General features: G+C 62.5%; 23 protein-coding genes. 19 read left to right on the top strand and 4 right to left on the bottom strand.

Features of this window, described 5'->3' with window-relative positions; genetic code table 11:
* Positions 1-3: 3 nt before the first annotated feature.
* Both GYA95_RS14290 and GYA95_RS14285 read right to left on the bottom strand, forming a co-directional pair.
* A complete protein-coding gene (locus tag GYA95_RS14290) occupies positions 4-1,968 on the bottom strand; it encodes a MacB family efflux pump subunit (RefSeq protein ID WP_015271107.1) in 1,965 nt (654 codons plus the stop codon).
* On the bottom strand, positions 1,969-3,141 hold the full coding sequence (locus tag GYA95_RS14285) for an efflux RND transporter periplasmic adaptor subunit (protein ID WP_015271106.1): 1,173 nt from the start codon (positions 3,139-3,141) through the stop codon (positions 1,969-1,971). It abuts the gene before it with no gap.
* A 234-nt stretch (positions 3,142-3,375) separates the two neighbouring features.
* Here GYA95_RS14285 and GYA95_RS14280 point away from each other — a divergent pair, with 234 nt between their 5' ends.
* From GYA95_RS14280 to GYA95_RS14270, 3 genes are all read left to right on the top strand, one after another.
* Entirely contained in the window at positions 3,376-3,852 is a 477-nt protein-coding gene (locus tag GYA95_RS14280; protein WP_015271105.1) for a sigma-70 family RNA polymerase sigma factor, read from the top strand.
* Positions 3,853-4,020: 168 nt separating this feature from the next.
* Positions 4,021-4,500 carry a hypothetical protein gene (locus GYA95_RS14275; RefSeq protein ID WP_015271104.1) on the top strand — a complete coding sequence of 160 codons (480 nt, stop codon included), beginning with the start codon at positions 4,021-4,023 and terminating at the stop codon, positions 4,498-4,500.
* Between the two features lie 72 nt (positions 4,501-4,572).
* A complete protein-coding gene (locus GYA95_RS14270; RefSeq protein WP_015271103.1) occupies positions 4,573-5,898 on the top strand; it encodes an MFS transporter in 1,326 nt (441 codons plus the stop codon).
* 182 nt (positions 5,899-6,080) lie between these two features.
* Here GYA95_RS14270 and GYA95_RS14265 read toward each other — a convergent pair whose 3' ends face one another.
* Positions 6,081-7,763 carry an electron transfer flavoprotein-ubiquinone oxidoreductase gene (locus tag GYA95_RS14265; RefSeq protein WP_075045849.1) on the bottom strand — a complete coding sequence of 561 codons (1,683 nt, stop codon included), beginning with the start codon at positions 7,761-7,763 and terminating at the stop codon, positions 6,081-6,083.
* Positions 7,764-8,301: 538 nt separating this feature from the next.
* Between GYA95_RS14265 and GYA95_RS14260 the strand changes: the two genes are divergently transcribed.
* From GYA95_RS14260 to GYA95_RS14220, 9 genes are all read left to right on the top strand, one after another.
* Complete coding sequence (locus GYA95_RS14260) at positions 8,302-9,051, top strand: electron transfer flavoprotein subunit beta/FixA family protein (RefSeq protein WP_015271101.1); 750 nt, start codon at positions 8,302-8,304, stop codon at positions 9,049-9,051.
* Positions 9,052-9,981, top strand: coding sequence for an electron transfer flavoprotein subunit alpha/FixB family protein (locus GYA95_RS14255; protein WP_013973453.1), 930 nt, complete (start codon positions 9,052-9,054; stop codon positions 9,979-9,981).
* Between the two features lie 77 nt (positions 9,982-10,058).
* Complete coding sequence (locus GYA95_RS14250; protein WP_015271100.1) at positions 10,059-10,880, top strand: substrate-binding periplasmic protein; 822 nt, start codon at positions 10,059-10,061, stop codon at positions 10,878-10,880.
* Between the two features lie 9 nt (positions 10,881-10,889).
* A complete protein-coding gene (locus GYA95_RS14245) occupies positions 10,890-11,243 on the top strand; it encodes a DUF4398 domain-containing protein (RefSeq protein WP_013973451.1) in 354 nt (117 codons plus the stop codon).
* Entirely contained in the window at positions 11,240-12,052 is an 813-nt protein-coding gene (locus GYA95_RS14240) for an OmpA family protein (RefSeq protein ID WP_015271099.1), read from the top strand. The genes GYA95_RS14245 and GYA95_RS14240 overlap by 4 nt, the downstream gene beginning before the upstream one ends.
* 289 nt (positions 12,053-12,341) lie before the next feature.
* Positions 12,342-13,784, top strand: a complete 1,443-nt coding sequence (locus tag GYA95_RS14235; protein WP_013973449.1) for an aminotransferase-like domain-containing protein — start codon at positions 12,342-12,344, stop codon at positions 13,782-13,784.
* A gap of 63 nt (positions 13,785-13,847) precedes the next feature.
* Entirely contained in the window at positions 13,848-14,339 is a 492-nt protein-coding gene (locus GYA95_RS14230) for a hypothetical protein (RefSeq protein WP_015271098.1), read from the top strand.
* A gap of 130 nt (positions 14,340-14,469) precedes the next feature.
* On the top strand, positions 14,470-14,724 hold the full coding sequence (locus tag GYA95_RS14225) for a YkgJ family cysteine cluster protein (protein WP_023661894.1): 255 nt from the start codon (positions 14,470-14,472) through the stop codon (positions 14,722-14,724).
* 33 nt (positions 14,725-14,757) lie between these two features.
* Entirely contained in the window at positions 14,758-15,363 is a 606-nt protein-coding gene (locus GYA95_RS14220; protein ID WP_015271097.1) for an START domain-containing protein, read from the top strand.
* A 114-nt stretch (positions 15,364-15,477) separates the two neighbouring features.
* Here GYA95_RS14220 and gltA read toward each other — a convergent pair whose 3' ends face one another.
* Complete coding sequence (gene gltA / locus GYA95_RS14215) at positions 15,478-16,767, bottom strand: citrate synthase (protein WP_013973445.1); 1,290 nt, start codon at positions 16,765-16,767, stop codon at positions 15,478-15,480.
* Positions 16,768-17,119: 352 nt separating this feature from the next.
* Between gltA and sdhC the strand changes: the two genes are divergently transcribed.
* The 7 genes from sdhC (at position 17,120) to lpdA (ending at position 26,230) form a co-directional block, all read left to right on the top strand.
* Positions 17,120-17,506 (top strand): succinate dehydrogenase, cytochrome b556 subunit, encoded by a 387-nt coding sequence (sdhC, locus tag GYA95_RS14210; protein WP_012315350.1) that lies wholly within the window; start codon positions 17,120-17,122, stop codon positions 17,504-17,506.
* On the top strand, positions 17,500-17,868 hold the full coding sequence (gene sdhD / locus GYA95_RS14205) for a succinate dehydrogenase, hydrophobic membrane anchor protein (RefSeq protein ID WP_003254214.1): 369 nt from the start codon (positions 17,500-17,502) through the stop codon (positions 17,866-17,868). The genes sdhC and sdhD overlap by 7 nt, the downstream gene beginning before the upstream one ends.
* Before the next feature lie 3 nt (positions 17,869-17,871).
* Positions 17,872-19,644, top strand: coding sequence for a succinate dehydrogenase flavoprotein subunit (gene sdhA, locus GYA95_RS14200; protein ID WP_013973442.1), 1,773 nt, complete (start codon positions 17,872-17,874; stop codon positions 19,642-19,644).
* A gap of 11 nt (positions 19,645-19,655) precedes the next feature.
* Entirely contained in the window at positions 19,656-20,360 is a 705-nt protein-coding gene (locus GYA95_RS14195; RefSeq protein ID WP_011534752.1) for a succinate dehydrogenase iron-sulfur subunit, read from the top strand.
* A 245-nt stretch (positions 20,361-20,605) separates the two neighbouring features.
* The gene (locus GYA95_RS14190; RefSeq protein WP_015271096.1) at positions 20,606-23,437 is read left to right on the top strand and encodes a 2-oxoglutarate dehydrogenase E1 component; all 2,832 of its coding nucleotides are present in this window, start codon (positions 20,606-20,608) and stop codon (positions 23,435-23,437) included.
* Between the two features lie 42 nt (positions 23,438-23,479).
* Positions 23,480-24,700, top strand: a complete 1,221-nt coding sequence (gene odhB / locus GYA95_RS14185; protein ID WP_013973440.1) for a 2-oxoglutarate dehydrogenase complex dihydrolipoyllysine-residue succinyltransferase — start codon at positions 23,480-23,482, stop codon at positions 24,698-24,700.
* Positions 24,701-24,793: 93 nt separating this feature from the next.
* Positions 24,794-26,230 (top strand): dihydrolipoyl dehydrogenase, encoded by a 1,437-nt coding sequence (lpdA, locus tag GYA95_RS14180; protein ID WP_013973439.1) that lies wholly within the window; start codon positions 24,794-24,796, stop codon positions 26,228-26,230.
* Positions 26,231-26,378: the final 148 nt, after the last annotated feature.

Here is a 26,378-nt window from a genome sequence, read left to right as displayed (position 1 = left end):
GGGTTATTCGCTGGTAAGGGCTTTGACCGGGTCGAGGCGAGCGGCCTTGCGCGCTGGCATGAAGCCGAACACGATGCCGGTGACGACAGCACAGGCGAAGGCGCCGAGCATGGCAGGCAGGGCAAAGGCCACCGCCACTTCGGCCAGCATCAGGCCGCCACCTATGGCCAGGGCCAGGACGATGCCGGCCAGGCCGCCGACCATCGACAGCATCACCGCCTCGCTGAGGAATTGCCGCAGGATGTCGCGCTGGCGCGCGCCGGTGGCCATGCGGATACCGATTTCACGGGTGCGCTCGCGCACGGTCATCAACATTATGTTCATCACGCCGATGCCGCCCACCAGCAGCGAGATCGCGGCGATCGCCCCCAGCATCAGCGACAGGCTGTTCTGCGTGCGCGCTTCGGCCTGGATCAGCGCCGCGTCATTGGCCAGCTCGAAGTCCTGGCGGCCGTTGTGGCGCTGGCGCAGCAGCTTGTCGATGGCCGCTTCGGCCTCGTTGACACGCGTGGAGTCCAGGGCGGCAACGGCGATGTAGTCCGGGTCACGCTGGCCGAACAGGCGGATGGCTGCGGCGGAGTAGGGCACCACGATGCGCCCGTCGCTGTCCTGGTCGCCAGAGCTGGCGCCCTTGCCGGCCAGGATACCGACCACCTGGAACGGCACATTGCCGATCAACAGGTACTGCCCCAGCGGGTCGCGCCCAGGGTCGAGCATCTTTTCCCGCACTTTCTGGCCGATCACCGCCACCGCGGCAGCGTTGGCTTCATCGGCATCGCTGTAGAAGCTGCCTTGCACCGCCGGCCAGTTGAAAATTTCGGGGAACCCGGTGTTGTTGCCACCCACATAGAACCGCTGGCTGTTGTTGCCGTGGCGCACCATCATCTTTTCGCCGATCACCGGCATCACGTGCTTGACCTGTGGCAGTTGGCCGATGGCGGCGACATCGTCGAGGGTGATGGTGCCAGCCTGCTCGCCCAGGCTCGCCGGCTTGCCGTTCAGGTAGAGGATGTTCGAGCCGAAGGCTGCCATCTGCGCCATGACCTGGCGCTTGCTGCCTTCGCCCACTGCCAGCATCACCACCACCGAGGCCACGCCGATGACGATCCCCAGCAGGGTCAGGGCGGTGCGGAAGCGGTTGACCCACATCACCCGCCAGGCCGCCTGCAGGGCTTCGAACAATTCACCTTTCCATGCCCCGTGCAAGGTTGCGCCATGGTCCAGGCGCTGGCGCAGCTGGTCGGCCTGTAGCCCGCGACTGTTTTCGACCATGGGCTTGTCGGCGGCCGAATCGCTGATGATCAGGCCGTCGCGAATTTCGATCACGCGCTGCGCCCGCGCCGCGACATTGCGGTCATGGGTGATCAGGATGATCACGTGGCCCTGGCTGGCCAGCTCGTCGAGCAACGCCATCACTTCGGTGCCGCTGTGGCTGTCGAGGGCGCCGGTGGGTTCGTCGGCGAGGATGATATGGCCACCGTTCATCAACGCCCGGGCAATCGACACCCGTTGTTGCTGGCCGCCAGACAACTGGTGCGGGCGGTTGCCAGTGCGGCTGGCCAGGCCCAGGCGGCCGAGCAGGGCGCTGGCACGGGCGTGGCGTTCGTTGGCGGCGATGCCGGCATAGGTGGCCGGCATTTCGACGTTTTCCTGGGCCGAGCCCGAGGGGATCAGGTGGTAGCCCTGGAACACGAAGCCGAACGCCTCGCGGCGCAGCCAGGCCAGTTCATCGCTGCCCAGTTCGGCCACATCCTTGCCGGCGAAGCGGTAGCTGCCGGAAGTGGGGCGGTCGAGGCAGCCGAGGATATTCATCAAGGTCGATTTGCCGGAGCCAGAGGCGCCGACGATGGCGACGAACTCGCCGGGATGGATGCGCAAGCTGATGCCATGAAGGATATCGACCTTGGGCGTTTCGATGCCGCCGTAGGATTTACGGATGTCGACCAGCTCGATCAGGGGTGTGCTCATTCAACCTCCGCTGACGCCAGGGGCGCCTATCACCAGGCGTTCGCCTTCGTTGAGGCCGTCCAGCACCTGCACGCGCAGGCGGTCGCTTAGGCCGGTGCGTACCTGGCGCTGTTCCACCTTGCCGTCGCGGGTCAGCACATGCGCCAGGCGCAGGCCATCGCCGTCGTCCAGCGCGGCCAGTGGTACGGTCAGCACCTGGCTGGCTTTGCCGGCGACAAAGAACACCTGCGTGGTCATCTCGGCCATCAGGGCGCCGTCCGGGTTGTCGACATCCAGCAGCACGCTGTACTGCACCACCTGGCTGCCGGCACTGCCATTGCTGACGCTGGCCGGGCTGCCGCCGCCCTGGCTGGCCTGCTCCAGTGGCTTGGGCGGGATCGGCAGCACTTGCCGCACGGTGCTGGTCCAGCGGCGCTTGCCGCCGGCCAGGGTGGTGAAGTAGGCGGTCATGCCCGGGGTGACCTTGCCGATGTCGGCCTCCGACACCTGGGCCCACACGGTCATCGGCGAGAGCTTGGCGATGCGCAGGATCAACGGGGTTTGTTGTTGGGCATTGAGGGTTTGCCCCTCACGGGCGTCCACCGCCACTACCGTGCCGTCCATCGGCGCGTAGATGCGCGTGTAGCCCAGCTCGGCCTCGTCGCTGCGCAGGCTGGCCTGGGCCTGGCGGATCTGCGCCTGGAACATGTCGATGCGCGCCTGGGTGACCTTCAGCTGTGCGGCGGCCGTTTGCACGTCCTCGTCACGGGTGGCACCAGCGGTGGCCAGCTCCCGTTGGCGTTTGAGCTGCTGCCGGGCCAGTTGGAACTGAGCGCGTTGTTCGGCCAGCTGGGCCTTGAGGTTGTCGATCGAGTAGCGGCCGGCATCCAGCCGGGCCTGCTGGGTAGAAGGGTCGATCTCGACCAGCAGCTGGCCTTTGCGCACCGTGTCGCCGACCTCCACATGCAGGGTGTGGATCTGCCCCGATGCCTGGGCACCGACGTCCACGTAGCGCCTTGGTTGCAGGGTGCCCAGTGCGGTAACGCTGCTTTCGATGTCGGCGCGGGTCACGGCAACCGTGCTGATTGGCTGTGCACCGTAGGGCAGGGCCTTCCAGGCCAGCAGGCTGCCCAGGCCGAGCAGGCCCAGGCCGCTGAGCAGGAGCCGGCGCCGGGTGTTGGTTAAAGGTCTCATGCAGACATCCAGGCGAGTGGGTGCCAGATAGACGAAAGCAGCAGGAGGGGATTTAGCGAATATTGAGTAGGGGCTGACAGGTGTATGGCGACAGGCGCTAGATCGCCCATGACATACCCTTGTTGCTGAGAATAATTATAATTTGTAAGATCGCACGTTGACATCACTCGGTCCCGCGTTGCTGCCTGAAAGGGCTTTCTGGCATAGGCTGGCAGGACGATCTCAGGTAACGTCGTGGAACATTACTATCGCGAACTGGTGGGTTTCCTTTCTTCGCGCCTGGGCAGTCGTCAGGCCGCCGAAGACGTAGCGCATGATGCCTACCTGCGAGTGCTGGAGCGCACCGACGCCGAGCGCATCGAGCACCCGCGTGCTTTCCTTTACCGCACCGCGCTCAACCTGGTTGTCGACCGCCACCGCCGGCACCAGGTGCGCCAGGCCGAGCCACTGGAGGTGCTGGACAACGACGAGCGCTGGCACACCCCGGCGCCGACCCATGACATGCAGCTCGACCAGCGCCTGGCGCTTATGCAGCGTGCCCTGGATGAGCTGAGCAAGGTCTGCCGCGACTGCTTCCTGCTGCGCAAGCTCGAAGGCTTGTCACACCACCAGATTGCCGAGCACCTGGGTATTTCCCGCAGCCTGGTGGAAAAGCACATCGTCAACGCCATGAAGCACTGTCGTGTGCGCATGCGCGAGTGGGAATCCTGATCGCCGGGTTGAAGGCGGATGAAAATTCCGTCAGTCGATCACTTGATTTCCACGGTTTTCCCGACTTCTATCAAAGAAGACCCTTGCCAGGCGTAGCCTAGGCAGCAGCCGTTACTGGCGCAGTATGGTCATGGAGCCTAACCATTTCCCAACTGCCCAGGTCCCACCATGGCCAACAAGACCCTGCGCATCCTCATCGCCGATGCACACCCCTGCCAGCGCCTGCAACTGGAGCGGCTGCTCAACGGCCTGGGCTACTACCGGATAGCGCCAGTGGAAAGCTTCGAGGAGCTGCAGCGCCTGGTGCTGAGTGCCTTGCAGCCTTTCCACCTGTTATTGGGCAATATCGAGCTGGCCAGCCATGTCGGGGTCGATCTGGCGCGCTTCTGTCGCGTCAGCACGCAGATCCAGCATGCCCTGCTTTATCACTCCAACCAGTTGCAAGTGCCGTTGGTGCCGCAGACCGAGCGCCAGGCCGTCAGCATGAGCTTGCCCCAGGTGCCCGACAACGAGGCACTGGAGGCATTCATGGCGATCATCGATTCGCCGCTGCAGGTCGGCAGGCTACCGCTGCCGGGCGCCATGCCGGCTGCCACGGCGCGGCCACGGCCGAAGGCCAATTTCGTCAATACCATGTTCAACCGCTAAAGCCGCAGCGGGCGGGGCAAGGGGGCAGCTATTTGCTATCCTCTTGCCCTTTGCCGATTTGCGGACCCTGCCATGACTGCCATCGATACCGCTCGCCCGCCACGGTTCAGCCGCGGCGACCACCGGACCCTGGGCCTGGCGGCGTTGGGCGGCGCGCTGGAGATCTACGATTTCATCATCTTCGTATTCTTTGCGCTGACCCTAAGCCAGTTGTTCTTCCCGCCCGAGATGCCCGAGTGGCTGCGCCTGCTGCAAAGCTTCGGAATCTTTGTCACCGGCTACCTGGCGCGGCCGCTGGGCGGCATCCTTATGGCGCACTTCGCCGACCACCTGGGACGCAAGCGGGTCTTCAGCCTGAGCATCCTGATGATGGCCCTGCCGTGCCTGTTGATCGGGGTGATGCCGACCTACGCCGACATCGGCTACGCTGCACCGCTGATCCTGCTGGCACTGCGTATTTTGCAGGGCGCGGCGGTGGGCGGCGAGGTGCCGAGTGCCTGGACCTTCGTCGCCGAGCACGCGCCAGCCGGGCGGCGCGGTTATGCCCTGGGCTTCCTGCAGGCCGGCTTGACCTTTGGCTATCTGCTGGGGGCACTGACCGCGACCTTGCTGGCGCAAGTGTTCACCCCGCAAGAAATCCTCGACTACGCCTGGCGCTACCCGTTCCTGCTCGGCGGGGTATTCGGCGTGATCGGCGTGTGGCTGCGTCGTTGGCTCAGCGAAACACCGGTGTTCCTTGCCCTGCGCGCGCGCCAGGAGCAGCCGGTGAGCTTCCCGCTGCGGCGGGTGCTGGGCGAACACCGCCGGGCGTTGATCCCGGCGGCGCTGCTGACCTGCGTGCTGACTTCCGCCGTGGTGGTGCTGGTGGTGATTACCCCGACAGTGATGCAGCAGCGCTTCGGCATGAGTGCCGGGCACACCTTTGCCCTTAGCAGCGTGGGCATCGTCTTCCTCAACATCGGCTGCGTGCTCGCCGGGCTGCTGGTCGACCGTGCAGGCGCCTGGCGCGCGCTGATGCTCTACAGCCTGTTGCTACCGATGGGCATCGGTGCGTTGTATGCCAGCCTGGTGGGGCAATGGGGCATGACCTGGCTGGCCTATGCGCTGGCGGGCCTGTCCTGCGGTGTGGTGGGCGTGGTGCCGTCAGTGATGGTCGGGTTGTTCCCGGCCGAGATCCGCGTGTCGGGCATCTCCTTCACCTATAACGTGGCCTACGCGCTTTGGGCCAGCACCACGCCGCTGGCGCTGATTGCGCTGATGCCGTGGAGCCCGTGGGTGTGTGTCGGCTTTTGTCTTGCCATGGGCACGGTGGGGTTGCTGACGGCCTTGTACTTTGGGCGTCGGGAACCATTGGCGTTCGCGGCAGAGCCGATGCCGGTAATGTGTGGTGAAAAATAGTTTTCTGTTGTTTGTTCTGGCCTCATCGCCGGCAAGCCGGCTCCCACAGGGATAGCGCATGGCTCGAGGTCGATGCGGTCGAGGTGGGAGCTGGCTTGCCGGCGATGAGGCCGGTACAGGTAAAACAAAAAGCCCCCGGCTCGTGAGAACCGGGGGCTTTTTGTTAGTGCAGGTCAGGGGCCTTACATGTTCGGGTAGTTCGGCCCGCCAGCGCCTTCAGGGGTGACCCAGGTGATGTTCTGGGCCGGGTCCTTGATGTCGCAGGTCTTGCAATGCACGCAGTTCTGCGCGTTGATCTGGAAGCGCTTGCTGCCGTCTTCCTGGGTGACAACCTCGTACACGCCTGCCGGGCAGTAGCGCTGGGCCGGCTCGTCATACAGCGGCAGGTTGCTGGCGATCGGCACGTTCGGGTCGGTCAGCTTCAGGTGGCAGGGCTGTTCCTCTTCGTGGTTGGTGCTGGAGAGGAATACCGAGCTGAGCTTGTCGAAGCTGAGCTTGCCGTCCGGTTTCGGGTAATCGATCTTCTGCGACTCCGCCGCCAGCTTCAGGCAGGCGTAGTCCGGCTTGGTGTCGTGCAGGGTGAACGGCAGCTTGCCGCCGAACCAGTTCTGGTCCACATAGTTGAATGCCGCGCCCAGCAGCGGGCCGAACTTGTGCATGGCCGGGCCGAAGTTGCGGCTGGCGAACAGCTCCTCGTACAGCCAGCTGGCCTTGAAGGCGCTGACGTAACCGTTGAGCTGGTCACCGCCTTCGCTGCCGGCGATCAGTGCATCAGCCACCGCTTCGGCGGCGAGCATGCCGGACTTCATTGCGGTGTGGCTGCCCTTGATCTTGGCGAAGTTCAGGGTGCCCAGGTCGCAGCCGATCAGCGCGCCGCCGTTGAAGACCATTTTCGGCAGCGAGTTGAAACCGCCCTTGCAGATGGCACGGGCACCGTAGCTGATGCGCTTGCCGCCTTCGAGGTATTGCGCCATCACCGGGTGGTGCTTGAGACGCTGGAACTCGTCGAACGGCGACAGGTACGGGTTGGCGTAGGACAGGTCGACGATCAGGCCGACCACCACCTGGTTGTTTTCCAGGTGATAGAGGAACGAACCACCAGTGTTGTCCTTGGCCATGACGTCCAGCGGCCAGCCAGCGGTGTGCACCACCAGGCCCTGCTCGTGCTTGGCCGGGTCGATTTCCCAGATTTCCTTCAGGCCGATGCCGTAGTGCTGGACGTCGGCTTCGCTATCCAGGTTGAAGCGCTTGATCAGCTGCTTGCCGATGTGGCCACGGCAACCTTCGGCGAACAGGGTGTACTTGCCACGCAGCTCCATGCCAGGGGTGTACATGCCGTCTTTCGGGTTGCCTTCACGGTCCACACCCATGTCGCCGGTGACAATGCCGCGCACCACTCCGTTTTCATCGAACAGCGCTTCCTGGGCGGCGAAGCCCGGGTAGACTTCCACGCCCAGGTTCTCGGCCTGCTGGGCCAGCCAGCGGCACAGGTTGCCCAGGGAGATGATGTAGTTACCCTGGTTGTGCATGGTCTTGGGCACGAACAGGTCAGGCACCTTGGTCGAACTGCCTGCATCCTTGAGTACGTAGATGTCGTCACGCTTCACTTCGGTGTTCAGCGGCGCGCCGAGCTCTTTCCAGTCGGGGAACAGCTCGTTCAGGGCGCGGGGTTCGAACACCGCGCCGGAGAGGATGTGGGCGCCGACTTCAGAGCCTTTTTCCACCACGCAGACGCTGATTTCGCTACCGGCTTCGGCGGCCTTCTGCTTCAGGCGGCAGGCGGCGGACAGGCCCGCCGGGCCGGCGCCGACGATGACCACGTCGAATTCCATGTATTCGCGTTCCACTGGTTCTCTCCTACTCATCAAGGCTCGTGCTGTTGCTTTGTCTTATTGGGTGCGCGGGGCATTCGCAGCGGTTCTACGCAACGGCGGAACTGTAGCTGGGCAAATGACGGACTACACCGTTTTGTCTTGGCCGCGCATTATATCTACACCACTTGGCGGGTCCAATACAAACGTTTGTTTGAATTTGCCGCAGGCCAGTAAAATCACAGGAACGCGGCTGGAGGGTGACCGATTTGCCGTATTGACCGGATTGGGTGTTACGGTCAAGATACGAGCGGTTTTACGTTCGCCGTAGGCTTGCAGCCGGGCGCAGGTACACCTCTAAAGACCAGGTGTGGAGCAGGGTTTTGCGGCCTTTGGCCGGTTTGTAGTGGAGTTTACACGCCACGACAGAAAATGACCCGTGAGTATTTGTCGCAAGAGTCCGGACAAGACTGTTCGGTCACTGTGAAGTTACCGCCTCCCGGTACGTTTTTAGAGGTGCCCTTGTACCCACGCGCATCGCAGGGCTCTGCCCCTGGCGACTATCTATTCACCGGAGAGTAACGAGGAATCCATGAAGGTTCTTGTAGCTGTCAAACGAGTGGTCGACTACAACGTCAAGGTTCGCGTCAAGGCGGACAACTCCGGCGTCGACCTTGCTAACGTCAAGATGTCCATGAACCCCTTCTGCGAAATCGCCGTGGAAGAAGCCGTACGCCTGAAGGAAAAGGGCGTCGCGTCCGAGATCGTCGTCGTTTCCGTCGGCCCGGCCACTGCCCAGGAGCAACTGCGTACTGCCCTGGCCCTGGGTGCCGACCGTGCCATCCTGGTCGAAGCCGCTGACGAACTGAATTCCCTGGCCGTGGCCAAGGCGCTGAAAGCCGTTGTCGACAAAGAGCAGCCGCAGCTGGTCATCCTCGGCAAGCAGGCCATCGACAGTGACAACAACCAGACCGGCCAGATGCTGGCTGCGCTGACCGGCTTCGCCCAGGGCACTTTCGCCTCCAAGGTCGAAGTGGCTGGCGACAAGCTGAACGTCACCCGTGAAATCGACGGCGGCCTGCAGACCGTTGCACTGAACCTGCCAGCCATCGTCACTACCGACCTGCGCCTGAACGAACCGCGCTACGCGTCGCTGCCGAACATCATGAAGGCCAAGAAGAAGCCGCTGGAGACTGTTACTCCAGACGCGCTGGGCGTTTCCCTCGCCTCCACCAACAAGACCCTGAAGGTTGAAGCCCCGGCTGCCCGCAGCGCTGGCATCAAGGTCAAATCGGTGGCCGAACTGGTCGAGAAGCTGAAGAACGAAGCGAAGGTAATCTAAATGACTATCCTGGTTGTCGCTGAATACGAGAACGGTGCCGTAGCCCCGGCCACCCTGAACACTGTTGCTGCTGCCGCCAAGATCGGTGGTGATGTGCACGTGCTGGTCGCTGGCCAGAACGTGGGCGGCGTTGCCGAGTCCGCAGCCAAGATCGCTGGCGTGGCCAAGGTGCTGGTTGCCGATAACGCTGCCTACGCCCACGTCCTGCCAGAAAACGTTGCGCCGCTGATCGTCGAGCTGGCCAAGGGTTACAGCCACGTGCTGGCGCCGGCCACCACCAACGGCAAGAACATCCTGCCGCGCGTTGCCGCGCTGCTGGACGTGGACCAGATCTCCGAGATCATCTCGGTCGAGTCCGCCGACACCTTCAAGCGCCCGATCTATGCTGGTAACGCCATTGCCACCGTGCAATCGAGCGCTGCCATCAAGGTCATCACCGTGCGTACCACCGGCTTCGACGCCGTGGCCGCCGAAGGTGGTTCGGCTGCCATCGAAGCCGTTGGCGCTGCGCACAACGCCGGCATCTCGGCCTTCGTTGGCGAAGAGCTGGCCAAGTCCGACCGCCCAGAGCTGACCGCTGCCAAGATCGTCGTTTCCGGCGGCCGTGGCATGGGCAACGGTGACAACTTCAAGCACCTGTACAGCCTGGCCGACAAGCTCGGCGCTGCCGTCGGTGCTTCGCGCGCCGCGGTCGACGCCGGCTTCGTGCCGAACGACATGCAGGTCGGTCAGACCGGCAAGATCGTCGCGCCGCAGCTGTACATCGCCGTCGGTATCTCCGGCGCGATCCAGCACCTGGCCGGCATGAAGGACTCCAAGGTGATCGTGGCGATCAACAAGGACGAAGAAGCGCCGATCTTCCAGGTAGCCGACTACGGCCTGGTCGCTGACCTGTTCGAAGCGGTTCCGGAGCTGGAAAAGCTGGTCTGATCCGCCTGCTTCACTTATAAAGAACCCGGCCCTTGTACAGGGGCCGGGTTTTTTTTGGTCTGTACAAGGAGTGAGCAATGGTGCTGCGTAAAGCAGGCGGGGTGCTGGCATGCCTGGCGGTGCTGGTTTCGCCGCTGGCCATGGCGGCGGGCAAGTGTGAACGCCTGGTGGCAACCGGCAGCCCTGATTCACCGCCCTATTCATGGCAGGACCCCAACGACCCGAAACACCTGATCGGCGCCAACGTCGACCTGCTGCGCCAGGTGGCTGGCGAGCTGGGTGTGAAAGTGGAGGTGCTGAGCGCCGGCCGTCGTGACCAGGCGCTGGAAGAAGTACGTAGCGGGCGGATAGACCTGCTGCTCGACACCCCCATGCAGGTGGAGCAACTGACCGCGCTGGACTACATCCATCCACCCCTGCAGCTCAACGAATACCTGGTGTGGACGCGCCACGACGCCACACTGACCTTCGAGGGCCCGGCTGACCTGGCCCAGTACCAAGGCAGTTTGTCCGAGCGCGCGCGGCTGACCCCGGCCTTTACCGCTTTCGCCAAGGCCCAGCTGAAGCTGGTGCCGGCACAGAACCTGACCCAGGCATTCCAGAAGCTGGTGCTCGGCCAGGTGGATTATGTGCTCGCTGGCCGCTATTCGGGCATCGCCATGGCCCAGAGCCTGGGCATGAGCAATGACCTGATCACCCGCGGCCTGCCGGTGGATCGGCCGGGCCTGTACCTGGCGCTGTCGCACAATTCGGCCTGCAATGACAGCTGGCTGCGTGGGCAATTGGCGAAAAAACTGACAGAATTGCCGATCTCCGGAGCATCCGAGGCCGTGCTGCAACGTAATGTCGAGCGCTGGAAAGCGCAGCTGCAGGTGCCGTCGGACGCCCCCAAACACTAGGAAGATTGCGTGAGAACCCAACCACTAATCCTTGCCCTGGCCGTGCTCGGCCTGGCTGGCTGCGCCAACGATCCGGCCCCTAACGAGCAGATGCGCATCTCCGAACAGGCACTGGAGCAGGCCAGGGCCGTCGGTGCCACCGAGCAGGTCGATGCGCTCAAGCTGGCTGAAGACAAGCTGGCCCGGGCCAAGACCAACATGCTCACCGAAGACTACCGCGATGCGCGCATGCGTGCCGAGCAGGCCGAGCTGGATGCGCGCCTGGCCGAGGCCCAGGTACTGAACCAGAAGAGCGAAGAGCAACTGCAACTGCTGCAGTCGCGGGTCCAGCGCCTGCGCAAACAGTTGGAGGTGCAGCCATGATCCGTCGCATGCCATTGGCCGCGCTGGCAGTGCTGGCGCTGGCGGCAGGTTTGCAAGGTTGCGCCAGCCAGCGCAGCAGCGCAGCGCTGGATGATGCCACTGCAGCTTTCCAGAAGGTCAAGGATGATTCCAATGTGCTGCGCAGCGCGCCGCGCGACGTGATTCGCGCAGGCGAGTCGCTGGCCCGTGCCGAGCGCCTGTCCAGCTACATCGGCACCGGTGCCGACGTGCGCCATTACGCCTACCTGAGCCAGCGCTACAGCGAAATTGCCAGCGAGCATGCCAAGCTGGCGTTGAACCAGGAGCGCCAGGCCAAGCTCGACCTGGAGCGCCAGCGCCTGCAGCTGGCCCTGCGCGAGGCCAAGCTGGCCAGTGTTCAGCAGCAGGGCAAGTGGGTCGAATCGCAGATCGCCGCGCTGGCCTCGGAGCAGGCCGACCGTGGTCTGGTGATGACCCTGGGGGACGTGCTGTTCGACACCGGCCGCGCCGACCTGAAGAACTCAGCCAGCCGTACCGTGCTCAAGCTGGTGCAGTTCCTCCAGCTCAACCCGCGCCGGGTGGTTCGGATCGAGGGCTATACCGACAGCACCGGCCCGGCCGAGGACAACCTGAAGCTGTCCCGTGACCGGGCGCAAGCCGTGGCCGACATGCTGGTAGACCTGGGTATCGACGAGAAGCGCCTGCAGGTCGAGGGGTATGGCGACCAGTACCCGATCGAGGCCAATGCCTCGGAGCGCGGCAGGGCGCAGAACCGCCGGGTGGAGATCGTGTTCTCCGATGACAAGGGCAAGCTGGCGCCAGCACGCTGAATCATGTGAAAGGGGCCGCTTTGCGGCCCATTGCAGGCAAGCCAGCTCCCACAGGTGATGAACAGGGCTTGAGGTCAATGCATCAAGGTGGGAGCTGGCTTGCCGGCGATGGGCTGCGAAGCAGCCCCGCTTTTCGTCGGGCTACCCGGGCTTGATCGTTTCCATGGCTGTCACGCAACTGTATTGTTGACTATCCTGCGATCTGTCCCAGTACACTTTGCAACTGTTACGGTATCCTCTACCGTCAGACACAAGAACAACGAGCCCGTCCGCGCGTCGAGAGCCAGCCATGACCAACCTGCTGTTGTACCAGCGTATCGCCCAGCAACTGGCCGATGACATCCGTCGTGGTGTCTACCAGCCAGGCGAGCGGGTGCCCTCCGTGCGCAAGATGAGCGCCCAGCTCAATGTCAGCCATGCCACGGTGCTGCAGGCCTATGCCAATCTCGAGGACCAGGGGCTGATTCGTGCGCGGCCGCAGTCCGGCTACTACGTGCACCAGACCCCGGCCCTGACCGCGCAGACCCCGGACATCGCCCGCGTGGAGCGCCCCGGCCTGGTCACCCGCGCCAGTATCATCCAGCAGGTACTGACCGAGGCTCGCCGTGATGGCGTGTTCCCGTTCGGCGCCGCTGTGCCGCATGTCGACTACCTGCCGGTCCGTGCATTGCACCAGCAGATTGCCAAGGTGACGCGCTTCCACAGCCCGCGTGCCTTCAGCTACATGTTCAGCCCCGGCTTCGAGCCGCTGCGCCGGCAGATCGCCATTCGCATGCGTGATGCCGGCGTCCTGGTCGACCCGCGTGAAGTGATCGTGACCCATGGCTGTGTCGATGCGCTGCAGATGTCGCTGCGCGTGCTGACTCGTCCAGGCGACCTGATCGCGGCCGAATCGCCCACCTATTACGGTCTGCTGCAACTGGCCGACCTGCTGGGCCTGAAGGTGATCGAGATCCCCAGCGACCCGTCCACCGGCATCAGCCTCGAGGCGCTGCAACTGGCGGCCAACCAGTGGTCGATCAAGGCCCTGGTCCTGACCGCGCGCCTCAGCAATCCGCTGGGTGGCACTGTGCCGGAAGAGCGGCAGAAACAGTTGCTGCGCCTGGCGTCGGACTTCGATATCCAGATCGTCGAGGATGACATCTATGGCGAGCTGATGTTCGAGCAGGGCAAGACCAAGGCGCTCAAGGCATTCGACCGGCTGGACAGGGTGATCTATTGCTCGAGTTTTTCCAAGACCCTGTCCCCCGGCGTGCGCGTTGGCTGGATGATCGCCGGGCGCTATCAGGACGAGATCCAGCGCCTGCAAACCTTCACCACCCACTCGGCCTGCAGCGTGACGCAGATGGGTGTGGCGGCCTACCTGGAGAATGGCGGCTACGACCGGCACCTGCGTTACATCCGCCAGGAGTACCGCAAGAACCTCAGTGCCTACCAGCTGGCGGTGCAGCAACACTTCCCCGAGGGTACCCAGATGACCCGGCCGACGGGCGGTTTCATCCTTTGGGTGAGCCTGCCGGGGCGGGTCAACACCCAGGAGCTGCATGTGCGTGCGCTGGAGCAGGGCATCAGTATTGCGCCGGGGCTGATCTTCAGTAACACCGAGCAATTCAACCACTGCATCCGCCTTAATTGCGGTATACCGTGGAACAAGGAAGCCGAGCGCGCGGTGATCACCCTCGGTTTGCTGGCCCAGCAATTGTGCCGGGAGCCAGCGGCAGCATTTTTATAGGCTTGCCACGCGCCTGTGGAACAGGGAGCATACGCACTTTTCCTGCCAGTCTGTCCATTTGCCATGAATGCTCTGCGCCGTTTTGCCCTGATCTTGTGCCTTGTACCGCTCTGCAGCCTGGCTGGTGTTGCCCAGGCTGCGCAGCCGGCAGGCCAGGCGCAGGCGGCCAAGCCAGTGCAGAAAGCCAAGCCGGTGCAGAAGGCCGGAGCCAGGCCAGCGCACAAGCAACCAGCAAAAAAAGCCGGTAACAGCAAGGCCAGGCCGGCGCGCAAGCAGGTGAGCAAGGAGGTTGCCAAGCCGCTACCCAAGGCAAAGCTCGACCTCAGCCTGCCGGCCGAGATGGTCGATAACCTTGAGCCAAATGTGGGCAGCCTGTCGCCGATACAGCGTCGCAAACCTCTACTGCCCCCCATGTTCACTGAAAAGCCGGAGACCAGCGACAGCCCGTTCCAGCTCAATGGCCGGTTGATCAGCAATGAAATGCAGCTGCAGCTACGCAATGACAGCCGTCGGGAAGTGGAAGGGGCGGCCATCGATTTCGAGTACCGCCAGTAGCTGGCGAACTGACTGCCGGGTCACAGCAGATTTCATCGTGCCAGCAATTTCAAACGCCTGTTTGAGCGGTTACTATCCAGGGACGTTCGTCCCGTTTTGTTTCAGGGAGTCCTTATTTTGGTGAATAGCCATGAACTGTCGTGAGGGCTGTGGTGCCTGCTGCATCGCCCCGTCCATCACCTCCGCGATGCCGCGCATGCCCAATGGCAAGCCGGCTGGCGAGCGCTGCCTGCACCTGACTGTCGACAACCTCTGCGACTTGTTCGGCAAGCCCGAACGGCCTGCGGTGTGTGGTGGTTTCAAGGCGGATGTCGAGGTGTGTGGCAGTGATCGTGATGAGGCCATAAGGATTCTCGGCTGGTGGGAACAGATAACGGCGGCGTGACAGGCTGGATCTTCGAAAACAAGGATAAACATGATGAGATCGTTCAAGCGTATTGCTCTGCTGTGTGGCATGGGTGTTCTGCTGTCGCCTGCGGCCTGGGCCGAAAACTGGCAGGTGGCCAAGGACGAGGAGGGGATCAAGGTTTCCCTTAGCGAAGTGGCCGGTTCCAAGTACAAGGCCTATCAAGGTGTCACGGTGATCAAGGCGCCGCTGGCCAAAGTGCAGGCGTTGCAGGAGGACGTGGGCGGGGCTTGTGCATGGATTCACGAGTGCAAGTCGCAGAAGCTGCTCAAGCACGAAGGTGACCAAAGCTGGACCTACACCCAGTTCAATACGCCATGGCCGGTGACGCCGCGGGACTCGGTGTTGCATGTGACTACTGTGAAGAAGGCTGATGGCAGCCTGGTGCGCAACCTGAAGGAAGAGCCGACCTATATCCCGGAAGAGAAGGGCTTTGTGCGGGTGGCGAAGGTCGAAGGCTTCTGGAAGCTGGTGCCAAAGGGCGACAGCACGGAAGTGACCTATCAGGTGCACACCGAGCCGGGTGGCAGCGTGCCGGCGATGGTGGCCAACAAGTTCGTGGTGGACGCGCCGTTCAATACTCTGAAAGCGCTGCGTGAGCGGGCGGAGAAGAACTAAGGCTTTGTGTCGCTCGTGCTGGACTCTTCGCGGGTTTGCCTGCGAAGAGGCCAGCACAGGATGAATAAAAAAAGGCTGCCCGAGGGCAGCCTTTTTGCGTTCGGCTAGGGAAGCTTACTTGCGGTCCTGCAGCGCAACGATGTCGCGCTTCTGCTCGCCGGTGTACAGCTGGCGCGGGCGGCCGATCTTGTACGGGCTGGAGAGCATTTCTTTCCAGTGCGAGATCCAGCCCACGGTACGTGCCAGGGCGAAGATCACGGTGAACATGCTGGTCGGAATGCCGATTGCCTTGAGGATGATCCCCGAGTAGAAGTCGACGTTCGGGTACAGCGAGCGCTCGATGAAGTACGGATCGGTCAGGGCGATCTCTTCCAGGCGCATGGCCAGTTCCAGCTGCGGGTCGTTCTTGATGCCCAGCTCGCGCAGGACTTCGTCGCAGGTCTGCTTCATCACGGTGGCGCGCGGGTCGCGGTTTTTGTACACGCGGTGACCGAAGCCCATGAGCTTGAACGGGTCGTTCTTGTCCTTGGCCTTGGCGATGAACTTGTCGATGTTCGAGACATCGCCGATTTCATCGAGCATGGTCAGTACCGCTTCGTTCGCACCGCCATGGGCCGGGCCCCAAAGTGCGGCGATACCGGCGGCGATACAGGCGAACGGGTTGGCGCCCGACGAACCGGCCAGACGAACGGTGGAAGTGGAGGCGTTCTGCTCGTGGTCGGCGTGGAGGATGAAGATCCGGTCCATCGCCTTGGCCAGCACCGGGCTGATCGGTTTGATCTCGCACGGGGTGTTGAACATCATGTGCAGGAAGTTTTCCGCGTACGACAGGTCGTTGCGCGGGTACATCATCGGCTGGCCCATGGAGTACTTGTAAACCATCGCGGCCAGGGTCGGCATCTTGGCGACCAGGCGCACCGCGGAAATTTCGCGGTGTTGCGGGTTATTGATGTCCAGGGAGTCGTGATAGAACGCCGACAGGGCGCCGACCACGCCGCACATCACCGCCATCGGGTGGGCGTCGCGGCGGAAGCCGTTGAAGAAGGACTTCAGCTGCTCGTGAACCATGGTGTGGTTCTTCACGGTGCTGACGAACTGAGCCTTCTGCTCGGCATTCGGCAGTTCTCCGTTGAGCAGCAGGTAGCAGGTTTCGAGGTAGTCGGACTTTTCGGCGAGCTGCTCGATCGGGTAGCCGCGGTGCAGCAGGATACCTTTGTCGCCGTCAATGTAGGTGATCTTCGACTCGCACGAGGCAGTCGCCATGAAACCAGGGTCGAAGGTGAAGTGACCAGTGGCCCCCAACCCGCGGACGTCGATTACATCAGGACCAACGGTGCCGGTTAAAATGGGCAGCTCGACGGGGGCAGCGCCCTCGATGACCAACTGCGCTTTTTTGTCAGCCATGTGGCCTCCTATTAATGCTTGAAATCATCAGACAGACCCCCCACGCAGGGCCCGCACCACTATAGAGGGATAAATTCAGATGTCAATTTGCCTAAAGGCTTGTTGAAACAGGCATTGAGGCCTGATTTTTCGCGAAATTCTCGCCCATTTACGCCTTTTGTGCGCTAAAGGCAATGCGCTATTTGGGCTACCCCGTCACGTTGTCATAAGCAGCCTAACTGTCTATACTCGCAACCCGACCGCCAGGGGCTTGCAAGCCCGAACTGCTGGGGGTCGCCGTTCCCTGGGTGGTGGGTACCTGACCAGTACACTTACCAACAACTTTGCCCTGATTCGCTAGGGGCTCTTCAGTGTGAAAAAAGCCGTGAAAAGCCAACGACCTGTAAACCTAGACCTAAGGACCATCAAGCTCCCCGTCACTGCGTACACGTCCATCCTGCATCGTATCTCCGGCGTCATCCTGTTCCTCGGCCTTGCCATCATGCTTTATGCACTGGGCAAGTCGCTGGGTTCCGAGGAAGGCTTTGGTGAGGTGAAGGCGTGTCTGACCAGCCCGCTGGCCAAATTCGTGACCTGGGGCCTGCTGTCCGCCCTGCTTTATCACCTCGTGGCAGGTGTTCGTCACCTGATCATGGACATGGGCATCGGTGAGACGCTGGAAGGCGGCAAGCTGGGCTCGAAAATCGTGATCGTCATCTCCGTGGTGCTGATCGTTCTGGTGGGAGTTTGGGTATGGTAACCAATGTCACGAACCTGTCGCGTTCGGGCCTCTATGACTGGATGGCGCAGCGCGTTTCTGCGGTCGTTCTCGCGGCTTACTTCCTCTTCCTGATCGGCTACGTGGTCGCCCACCCAGGCATCGACTACACCCAGTGGCATGGTCTGTTCTCCAACAACGCGATGCGGATCTTCAGTCTGCTGGCCCTCGTTGCCCTGGGCGCTCACGCCTGGGTCGGCATGTGGACCATTGCGACCGACTACCTGACGCCTATGTCGTTCGGCAAGTCGGCTACTGCGATTCGTTTCCTGTTCCAGGCGGTATGCGGCGTTGCGATGTTCGCTTACTTCGTCTGGGGTGTGCAGATTCTCTGGGGTATCTGATCCATGGCTAGCATTCCAACCATTTCCTTCGACGCCATCATCATCGGTGGCGGCGGCGCCGGCATGCGCGCTGCGCTGCAGCTGGCTCAAGGCGGCCACAAGACTGCCGTAGTCACCAAGGTCTTCCCGACCCGTTCGCACACTGTATCCGCCCAGGGCGGCATCACCTGCGCCATCGCTTCGGCCGACCCGAACGACGACTGGCGCTGGCACATGTACGATACCGTCAAGGGCTCCGACTACATCGGTGACCAGGACGCTATCGAATACATGTGTCAGGAAGGCCCGGCTGCGGTCTTCGAGCTGGACCACATGGGCCTGCCGTTCTCGCGTACCGAAACCGGTCGCATCTACCAGCGTCCGTTCGGTGGCCAGTCCAAGGACTTCGGCAAGGGTGGCCAGGCTGCCCGTACCTGCGCCGCTTCCGACCGTACCGGTCACGCGCTGCTGCACACCCTGTACCAGGGCAACCTGAAAGCCGGCACCACCTTCCTCAACGAGTACTACGCAGTTGACCTGGTGAAGAACCAGGACGGCGCATTCGTTGGCGTGATCGCGATCTGCATCGAAACCGGCGAGACCCTGTACATCAAGTCCAAGGCCACCGTGCTGGCAACTGGCGGTGCCGGCCGTATCTACGCCTCCACCACCAACGCACTGATCAACACCGGTGACGGCGTGGGCATGGCCCTGCGTGCCGGCGTGCCGGTGCAGGACATCGAAATGTGGCAGTTCCACCCGACCGGCATCGCCGGCGCCGGTGTACTGGTTACCGAAGGTTGCCGCGGTGAGGGTGGCTACCTGATCAACGCCCACGGCGAGCGCTTCATGGAGCGTTACGCGCCGAACGCGAAAGACCTGGCCGGCCGCGACGTGGTCGCCCGTTCCATGGTCAAGGAAATCATCGCCGGCAACGGCGTGGGCCCGAACAAGGACCACGTACTGCTGAAGCTGGACCACCTGGGCGAGGAAGTGCTGCACAGCCGCCTGCCAGGTATCTGCGAGCTGTCCAAGACCTTCGCCCACGTCGACCCTGTGGTCGCGCCGGTACCGGTCATCCCGACCTGCCACTACATGATGGGCGGCGTTGCCACCAACATTCATGGCCAGGCCATTACCATGGACGCCGAAGGCAACGATCACATCATCCCGGGCCTGTTCGCCGTAGGTGAAGTGGCGTGCGTATCTGTTCACGGTGCCAACCGCCTGGGCGGCAACTCGCTGCTCGACCTGGTGGTGTTCGGCCGTGCTGCCGGCCTGCACCTGGAGAAGGCGCTGACCGAAGGCGTGGAATACCGCGACGCCAGCGACACCGACGTCGATGTTGCCCTGAACCGCCTGAACAAGCTGAACGAGCGCACCACCGGTGAAGACGTTGCCAGCCTGAAGCGCGAGCTGCAGAGCTGCATGCAGAACTACTTCGGTGTATTCCGTACTGGCGAATACATGCAGAAGGGTATCGAGCAGCTGGCCGGTCTGCGTGACCGTATCGCCAACGTCAAGATCAACGACAAGTCCCAGGCCTTCAACACCGCGCGTATCGAAGCGCTGGAGCTGCAGAACCTGCTGGAAGTCGCCGAAGCTACCGCCATCGCGGCAGAAGCCCGTAAAGAGTCCCGCGGCGCTCACGCCCGTGAAGATTACGAAGACCGTGACGACGAAAACTGGCTGTGCCACACCCTGTACTACCCGGGTGAGAAGCGCGTCGCCAAGCGTGGCGTCAACTTTGCGCCGAAGACTGTTCCAGCCTTCGAACCAAAAGTCCGGACTTACTAAGGGTAGCCGCTATGTTGCAAGTCGAAGTTTATCGTTACAACCCGGACACCGATTCGGCGCCGAAAATGCAGACCTTCCAGGTCGATACCGGCGGCAAGGATCTGATGGTTCTGGACGTGCTGGCACTGATCAAGGAACAGGACGAAGGTTTCTCCTATCGTCGCTCGTGCCGTGAAGGCGTTTGCGGTTCCGATGGCATGAACATCAACGGCAAGAACGGCCTGGCCTGCATCACCCCGTTGTCGGCGGTGGTGAAGGGCAACAAGCTGATTCTGCGTCCGCTGCCGGGCCTGCCGGTCATTCGTGACCTGGTCGTCGACATGAGCATCTTCTACAAGCAGTACGAGAAGGTGAAGCCGTTCCTGCAGAACGACACCCCGGCACCGGCCATCGAGCGCCTGCAGTCGCCGGAAGACCGCGACAAGCTGGACGGCCTGTACGAGTGCATCCTGTGCGCTTGCTGCTCGACCTCCTGCCCGTCGTTCTGGTGGAACCCGGACAAGTTCCTGGGCCCCGCCGCACTGCTGCAGGCCTATCGCTTCCTGGCCGACAGCCGTGACACCAAGACCCAGGAGCGCCTGGCGTCCCTGGATGACCCGTTCAGCGTATTCCGCTGCCGCGGGATCATGAACTGCGTCAACGTTTGCCCGAAAGGTCTGAACCCGACCAAGGCAATCGGCCACGTACGTAACATGCTGCTGCAAAGCGGCACCTGATACAAAGAGTTGTACCTGCAGTAAGCCGAGGTGCGGGTGGTGAGCCCGCACTGAGGTAAAACCCGAACAAGGGCCCACAAAGCCTGCGTTCATTACCTATGAAGATATGAGACCAGCAGGGGCTTCCGGGCTGGTACCCGGAAAATCAGCAGGATCCAAGTGGCGTGGTTCAGTCGCTGTATTCGGACTTTTCCAGGTTTGCTGTGGCTCTCGCCGATCAGTCCCCTAACCGAGGGTGACCAAGCATGCAAGAAAGCGTGATGCAGCGCATGTGGGAAAGCGCCCACCTTTCAGGTGGTAACGCTGCATATGTGGAAGAGCTTTATGAGCTCTACCTGCACGACCCTAACGCTGTGCCAGAAGAGTGGCGCACCTACTTCCAGAAGTTGCCCGCCGACGGCAGCACCGCTACCGATGTATCGCACTCGACAATCCGCGACCATTTCGTACTGCTGGCAAAGAACCAGCGCCGCGCCCAACCGGTATCCGCCGGGAGCGTGAGCAGTGAACACGAGAAGAAGCAGGTTGAAGTTCTGCGACTGATCCAGGCCTATCGCATGCGCGGCCATCAGGCTGCCAAGCTCGACCCGTTGGGGTTGTGGCAGCGTCCTGCGCCCGTAGACCTGTCGATCAATCACTACGGCTTGACCAATGCCGATCTTGATACGACCTTCCGTGCCGGCGACCTGTTCATCGGCAAAGAGGAGGCGAGCCTACGCGAGATCTTCGAGGCGCTCCAGAAGACATATTGTCGCACCATTGGCGCCGAGTTCACCCATATCGTCGATTCCGAGCAGCGCAGCTGGTTCCAGCAGCGTCTGGAAAGCGTGCGCGGCCGTCCGGAGTTTTCCGCTGACGTGCAGGCCCACCTGCTCGAGCGCGTGACCGCCGGTGAAGGCCTTGAGAAATATCTGGGCACCAAGTACCCGGGCACCAAGCGTTTCGGCCTCGAGGGCGGCGAAAGCCTGATCCCGATGCTGGACGAGATGATCCAGCGCTCCGGTTCCTACGGCACCAAGGAAGTCGTGATCGGCATGGCCCACCGTGGCCGCCTGAACGTTCTGGTCAACACCTTCGGCAAGAACCCGCGCGAGCTGTTCGACGAGTTCGAAGGCAAGAAGATGAACGAGCTGGGCTCCGGTGACGTCAAGTACCACCAGGGCTTCTCCTCGAACGTGATGACCCCGGGTGGCGAAGTGCACCTGGCCATGGCGTTCAACCCGTCCCACCTGGAAATCGTCTCGCCAGTGGTCGAGGGTTCGGTGCGCGCCCGTCAGGACCGCCGCAACGACACCGTTGGCGACAAGGTACTGCCGATCTCGATCCACGGCGACGCAGCATTCGCCGGCCAGGGCGTGGTCATGGAAACCTTCCAGATGTCGCAGACCCGCGGTTTCAAGACCGGTGGCACCGTGCACATCGTGATCAACAACCAGGTTGGTTTCACCATCAGCAACCCGCTGGACGCGCGCTCCACCGAGTACGCCACCGACGTTGCCAAGATGATCCAGGCACCGATCCTGCACGTGAACGGCGACGACCCGGAAGCCGTGCTGTTCGTGACCCAGCTGGCCATCGACTACCGCATGCAGTTCAAGCGTGACGTGGTCATCGACCTGGTCTGCTACCGCCGCCGCGGCCACAACGAGGCCGACGAGCCGAACGGCACCCAGCCTTTGATGTACCAGCAGATCAGCAAGCAGCGCACCACGCGTGAACTTTACGCTGAGGCACTGATCCAGGCCGGCCGCATCGATGCCGAGCGCGCCCAGGCCAAGATCGACGAGTACCGCAACGCGCTGGACAACGGCCTGCACGTGGTGAAGAGCCTGGTCAAGGAGCCGAACCGCGAGCTGTTCGTCGACTGGCGTCCGTACCTGGGCCATGCCTGGACCGCGCGTCACGACACCCGCTTCGACCTCAAGACCCTGCAGGAACTGTCGGCCAAGCTGCTGGAGATCCCGGAAGGTTTCGTCGTCCAGCGCCAGGTCGCCAAGATCTACGAAGACCGCCAGAAGATGCAGGCCGGTGGCTTGCCGATCAACTGGGGTTATGCAGAGACCATGGCCTACGCCACCCTGCAGTTCGAAGGTCACCCGATCCGCATGACCGGCCAGGACATCGGCCGTGGCACCTTCTCGCACCGTCACGCGGTGCTGCACAACCAGAAGGACGCCAGCACCTACGTACCGCTGAAGAACCTGTTCCCGGGCCAGCCTCAGTTCGAACTGTACGACTCCTTCCTGTCGGAAGAAGCGGTACTGGCCTTCGAATACGGCTACTCGACCACCACGCCGAACGCGCTGGTGATCTGGGAAGCCCAGTTCGGTGACTTCGCCAACGGTGCGCAAGTGGTGATCGACCAGTTCATCACCAGCGGCGAGCACAAGTGGGGCCGTCTGTGCGGCCTGACCATGCTGCTGCCACACGGTTATGAAGGGCAGGGCCCGGAGCACTCCTCCGCGCGCCTGGAGCGTTACCTGCAGCTGTGCGCCGAGCACAACATCCAGGTCTGCGTACCGACCACCCCGGCCCAGATCTACCACCTGCTGCGTCGCCAGGTCATCCGTCCGCTGCGCAAGCCGCTGATCGTGCTGACGCCGAAGTCGCTGCTGCGCCACAAGCTGGCCATCTCGACCTTGGAAGACCTGGCAGAAGGCTCGTTCCAGACCGTTATCCCGGAAATCGACAACCTCGATCCGGCCAAGGTCGAACGCCTGGTCCTGTGCGGCGGCAAGGTTTACTACGACCTGCTGGAAAAACGCCGTGCCGAAGGCCGCGAAGACATCGCCATCGTGCGTATCGAGCAGCTGTATCCGTTCCCTGAGGACGACCTGGTCGAAATCCTGGCGCCTTACACCAACCTCAAGCATGCGGTCTGGTGTCAGGAAGAGCCGATGAACCAGGGCGCCTGGTACAGCAGCCAGCACCACATGCGCCGTATCCTGGGCCGCCACAACAAGGCACTGGTCCTGGAATACGCCGGCCGCGACGCTTCCGCCGCGCCAGCCTGTGGTTACGCATCGAAGCACGCCGAACAGCAGGAAAAACTGCTGCAAGACGCCTTCACTGTTTAATGCCTTCGCGCACCTGAAACCGAATTTAAGGAAACACAGATAATGGCTATCGAGATCAAAGCCCCAACCTTCCCGGAATCGGTTGCCGATGGCACCGTTGCCACCTGGCACAAGCAGCCGGGCGATGCCGTCAAGCGTGACGAGCTGATCGTCGACATCGAGACCGACAAGGTCGTCCTGGAAGTACTGGCCACCGCCGACGGCGTGCTGGGCGCAATCGTCAAGGGCGAGGGCGACACCGTCCTGTCCGACGAAGTACTGGGTTCGATCGTTGAAGGCGGTGCTGCCGCCGCTGCACCAGCTGCCGCCCCGGCCGCTGCTGCCCCGGCTGCCGCTGCTGCCGACGCTGGCGAAGAAGACCCGGTTGCCGCCCCGGCCGCGCGCAAGCTGGCTGAAGAGAACGGCATCGACCTGGCTGCCGTTGCCGGCACCGGCAAAGGTGGTCGCATCACCAAGGAAGACGTCGTCGCTGCCGTCGCCAACAAGAAGTCGGCGCCTGCTGCAGCTGCCAAGCCTGCCGCCGCTGCCGCTGCTGCCCCGGTTGTCGTTGCCGCTGGCGACCGCACCGAGAAGCGCGTGCCAATGACCCGCCTGCGCGCCAAGATCGCCGAGCGTCTGGTCGAAGCCCAGTCGAGCATGGCCATGCTGACCACCTTCAACGAAGTCGACATGACCGAAGTCATGGCCCTGCGTTCGAAGTACAAGGACCTGTTCGAGAAGACCCACAACGGCGTGCGCCTGGGCTTCATGTCGTTCTTCGTCAAGGCTGCCACCGAAGCCCTGAAGCGCTTCCCGGCTGTCAACGCCTCGATCGATGGCAACGACATCGTCTACCACGGCTACGCCGACGTCGGCGTTGCCGTGTCCAGCGACCGTGGCCTGGTGGTACCGGTACTGCGTAACGCCGAGTCGATGAGCCTGGCGGAAATCGAGAACGGCATCGCCACCTTCGGCAAGAAGGCTCGTGATGGCAAGCTGGCCATCGAAGAGATGACTGGCGGCACCTTCACCATCACCAACGGTGGTACCTTCGGTTCGATGATGTCGACCCCGATCGTCAACCCGCCGCAGGCCGCCATTCTCGGCATGCACAACATCATCCAGCGCCCGATGGCCATCAATGGTCAGGTTGTGATTCGCCCGATGATGTACCTGGCGCTGTCGTACGATCACCGCCTGATCGACGGCAAGGAAGCGGTAACCTTCCTGGTCACCATCAAGAACCTGCTGGAAGATCCGTCTCGCCTGCTGCTGGACATCTAACCCTCTGGCTGCGTACCGTGCCGGCCCTGGCTTCGCAGGAAGCCATGCCGCGCGGTCCGCGGCTTGTAGCTTGTAGCTGATAAGGAATCTTTTATGACCCAGAAATTCGACGTAGTGGTGATTGGTGCAGGTCCTGGCGGCTATGTTGCTGCCATCAAGGCCGCACAACTTGGTCTGAAGACTGCCTGTATCGAGAAGTACACCGACGCCGAGGGCAAGCTGGCCCTGGGCGGCACCTGCCTGAACGTAGGTTGCATTCCTTCCAAGGCGCTGCTGGACAGCTCCTGGAAGTACAAGGAAGCCAAAGAGAGCTTCAACGTCCACGGTATCTCCACTGGCGAAGTGAAGATGGACGTCGCCGCGATGGTTGGCCGCAAGGCTGGCATCGTCAAGAACCTGACCGGTGGCGTTGCCACCCTGTTCAAGGCCAATGGCGTTACTTCCATCCAGGGCCACGGCAAGCTGCTGGCCGGCAAGAAAGTCGAAGTCACCAAGGCTGACGGCACCACCGAAGTCATCGAAGCCGAGAACGTGATCCTGGCTTCCGGCTCGCGCCCGATCGACATTCCACCGGCTCCGGTCGACCAGAACGTCATCGTCGACTCCACCGGCGCCCTGGAATTCCAGGCCGTGCCGAAGCGCCTGGGCGTTATCGGAGCTGGCGTGATCGGCCTGGAACTGGGCTCGGTATGGGCTCGCCTGGGTGCTGAAGTCACCGTTCTGGAAGCCTTGGACACCTTCCTGATGGCTGCCGACACCGCCGTGTCGAAAGAAGCCCAGAAGACCCTGACCAAGCAAGGCCTGGACATCAAGCTGGGTGCGCGCGTCACCGGCTCGAAAGTCAACGGCAACGAAGTCGAAGTGACCTACACCGACGCCAACGGCGAGCAGAAGATCACCTTCGACAAGCTGATCGTCGCGGTTGGCCGTCGCCCGGTGACCACCGACCTGCTGGCTGCCGACAGCGGTGTGACCATCGATGAGCGTGGCTACATCTTCGTCGACGACTACTGCGCTACCAGCGTGCCTGGCGTGTACGCCATCGGTGACGTGGTGCGCGGCATGATGCTGGCCCACAAGGCCTCGGAAGAGGGCATCATGGTGGTCGAGCGCATCAAGGGCCACAAGGCCCAGATGAACTACGACCTAATTCCGTCGGTCATCTACACCCACCCGGAAATCGCGTGGGTCGGCAAGACCGAACAGGCCTTGAAGGCCGAGGGCGTTGAGGTTAACGTGGGCACCTTCCCGTTCGCGGCCAGCGGCCGTGCGATGGCTGCCAACGACACCGGTGGTTTCGTCAAGGTCATCGCCGATGCCAAGACCGACCGCGTCCTGGGTGTGCACGTGATTGGCCCATCGGCTGCCGAACTGGTGCAGCAGGGCGCAATCGCAATGGAATTCGGCACCAGTGCCGAGGATCTGGGCATGATGGTCTTCAGCCATCCGACCCTGTCCGAAGCGTTGCATGAAGCAGCGCTGGCAGTGAATGGCGGCGCCATTCACGTGGCCAACCGTAAGAAGCGTTAATTATAAGAAACCACGGCGGGCTGCCCGTCGTGAGTCTTGCGTGCATGACTCACCGCGGAAAGTCCGCCGGACCGGATCACACGGGAAAACCCGGGGTCAACGGTCACAGGTGGTGCGGCGCCAGTGATGGCGCAGCGCCGAAGCGCAG

The organism is Pseudomonas asiatica, assembly GCF_009932335.1.
Lineage (GTDB): Bacteria > Pseudomonadota > Gammaproteobacteria > Pseudomonadales > Pseudomonadaceae > Aquipseudomonas > Aquipseudomonas asiatica.
Note: the sequence above shows the minus strand (reverse complement) of the source record. Positions and strands in the feature narration are given on the sequence as shown.

Bases quoted from the DNA above. Each gene is read 5' to 3' on its own strand.
- sdhD (WP_003254214.1), top strand. From the start codon at position 17,500: ATGGTAACCAATGTCACGAACCTGTCGCGTTCGGGCCTCTATGACTGG.
- GYA95_RS14230 (WP_015271098.1), top strand. From the start codon at position 13,848: ATGAATGCTCTGCGCCGTTTTGCCCTGATCTTGTGCCTTGTACCGCTC.
- GYA95_RS14260 (WP_015271101.1), top strand. From the start codon at position 8,302: ATGAAGGTTCTTGTAGCTGTCAAACGAGTGGTCGACTACAACGTCAAG.
- GYA95_RS14285 (WP_015271106.1), bottom strand. From the start codon at position 3,141: ATGAGACCTTTAACCAACACCCGGCGCCGGCTCCTGCTCAGCGGCCTG.
- GYA95_RS14190 (WP_015271096.1), top strand. From the start codon at position 20,606: ATGCAAGAAAGCGTGATGCAGCGCATGTGGGAAAGCGCCCACCTTTCA.
- GYA95_RS14270 (WP_015271103.1), top strand. From the start codon at position 4,573: ATGACTGCCATCGATACCGCTCGCCCGCCACGGTTCAGCCGCGGCGAC.
- GYA95_RS14250 (WP_015271100.1), top strand. From the start codon at position 10,059: ATGGTGCTGCGTAAAGCAGGCGGGGTGCTGGCATGCCTGGCGGTGCTG.
- odhB (WP_013973440.1), top strand. From the start codon at position 23,480: ATGGCTATCGAGATCAAAGCCCCAACCTTCCCGGAATCGGTTGCCGAT.
- GYA95_RS14290 (WP_015271107.1), bottom strand. From the start codon at position 1,968: ATGAGCACACCCCTGATCGAGCTGGTCGACATCCGTAAATCCTACGGC.
- GYA95_RS14275 (WP_015271104.1), top strand. From the start codon at position 4,021: ATGGCCAACAAGACCCTGCGCATCCTCATCGCCGATGCACACCCCTGC.
- GYA95_RS14225 (WP_023661894.1), top strand. From the start codon at position 14,470: ATGAACTGTCGTGAGGGCTGTGGTGCCTGCTGCATCGCCCCGTCCATC.
- GYA95_RS14265 (WP_075045849.1), bottom strand. From the start codon at position 7,763: ATGAGTAGGAGAGAACCAGTGGAACGCGAATACATGGAATTCGACGTG.
- gltA (WP_013973445.1), bottom strand. From the start codon at position 16,767: ATGGCTGACAAAAAAGCGCAGTTGGTCATCGAGGGCGCTGCCCCCGTC.
- sdhA (WP_013973442.1), top strand. From the start codon at position 17,872: ATGGCTAGCATTCCAACCATTTCCTTCGACGCCATCATCATCGGTGGC.
- GYA95_RS14195 (WP_011534752.1), top strand. From the start codon at position 19,656: ATGTTGCAAGTCGAAGTTTATCGTTACAACCCGGACACCGATTCGGCG.
- GYA95_RS14255 (WP_013973453.1), top strand. From the start codon at position 9,052: ATGACTATCCTGGTTGTCGCTGAATACGAGAACGGTGCCGTAGCCCCG.
- GYA95_RS14235 (WP_013973449.1), top strand. From the start codon at position 12,342: ATGACCAACCTGCTGTTGTACCAGCGTATCGCCCAGCAACTGGCCGAT.
- GYA95_RS14220 (WP_015271097.1), top strand. From the start codon at position 14,758: ATGAGATCGTTCAAGCGTATTGCTCTGCTGTGTGGCATGGGTGTTCTG.
- lpdA (WP_013973439.1), top strand. From the start codon at position 24,794: ATGACCCAGAAATTCGACGTAGTGGTGATTGGTGCAGGTCCTGGCGGC.
- GYA95_RS14240 (WP_015271099.1), top strand. From the start codon at position 11,240: ATGATCCGTCGCATGCCATTGGCCGCGCTGGCAGTGCTGGCGCTGGCG.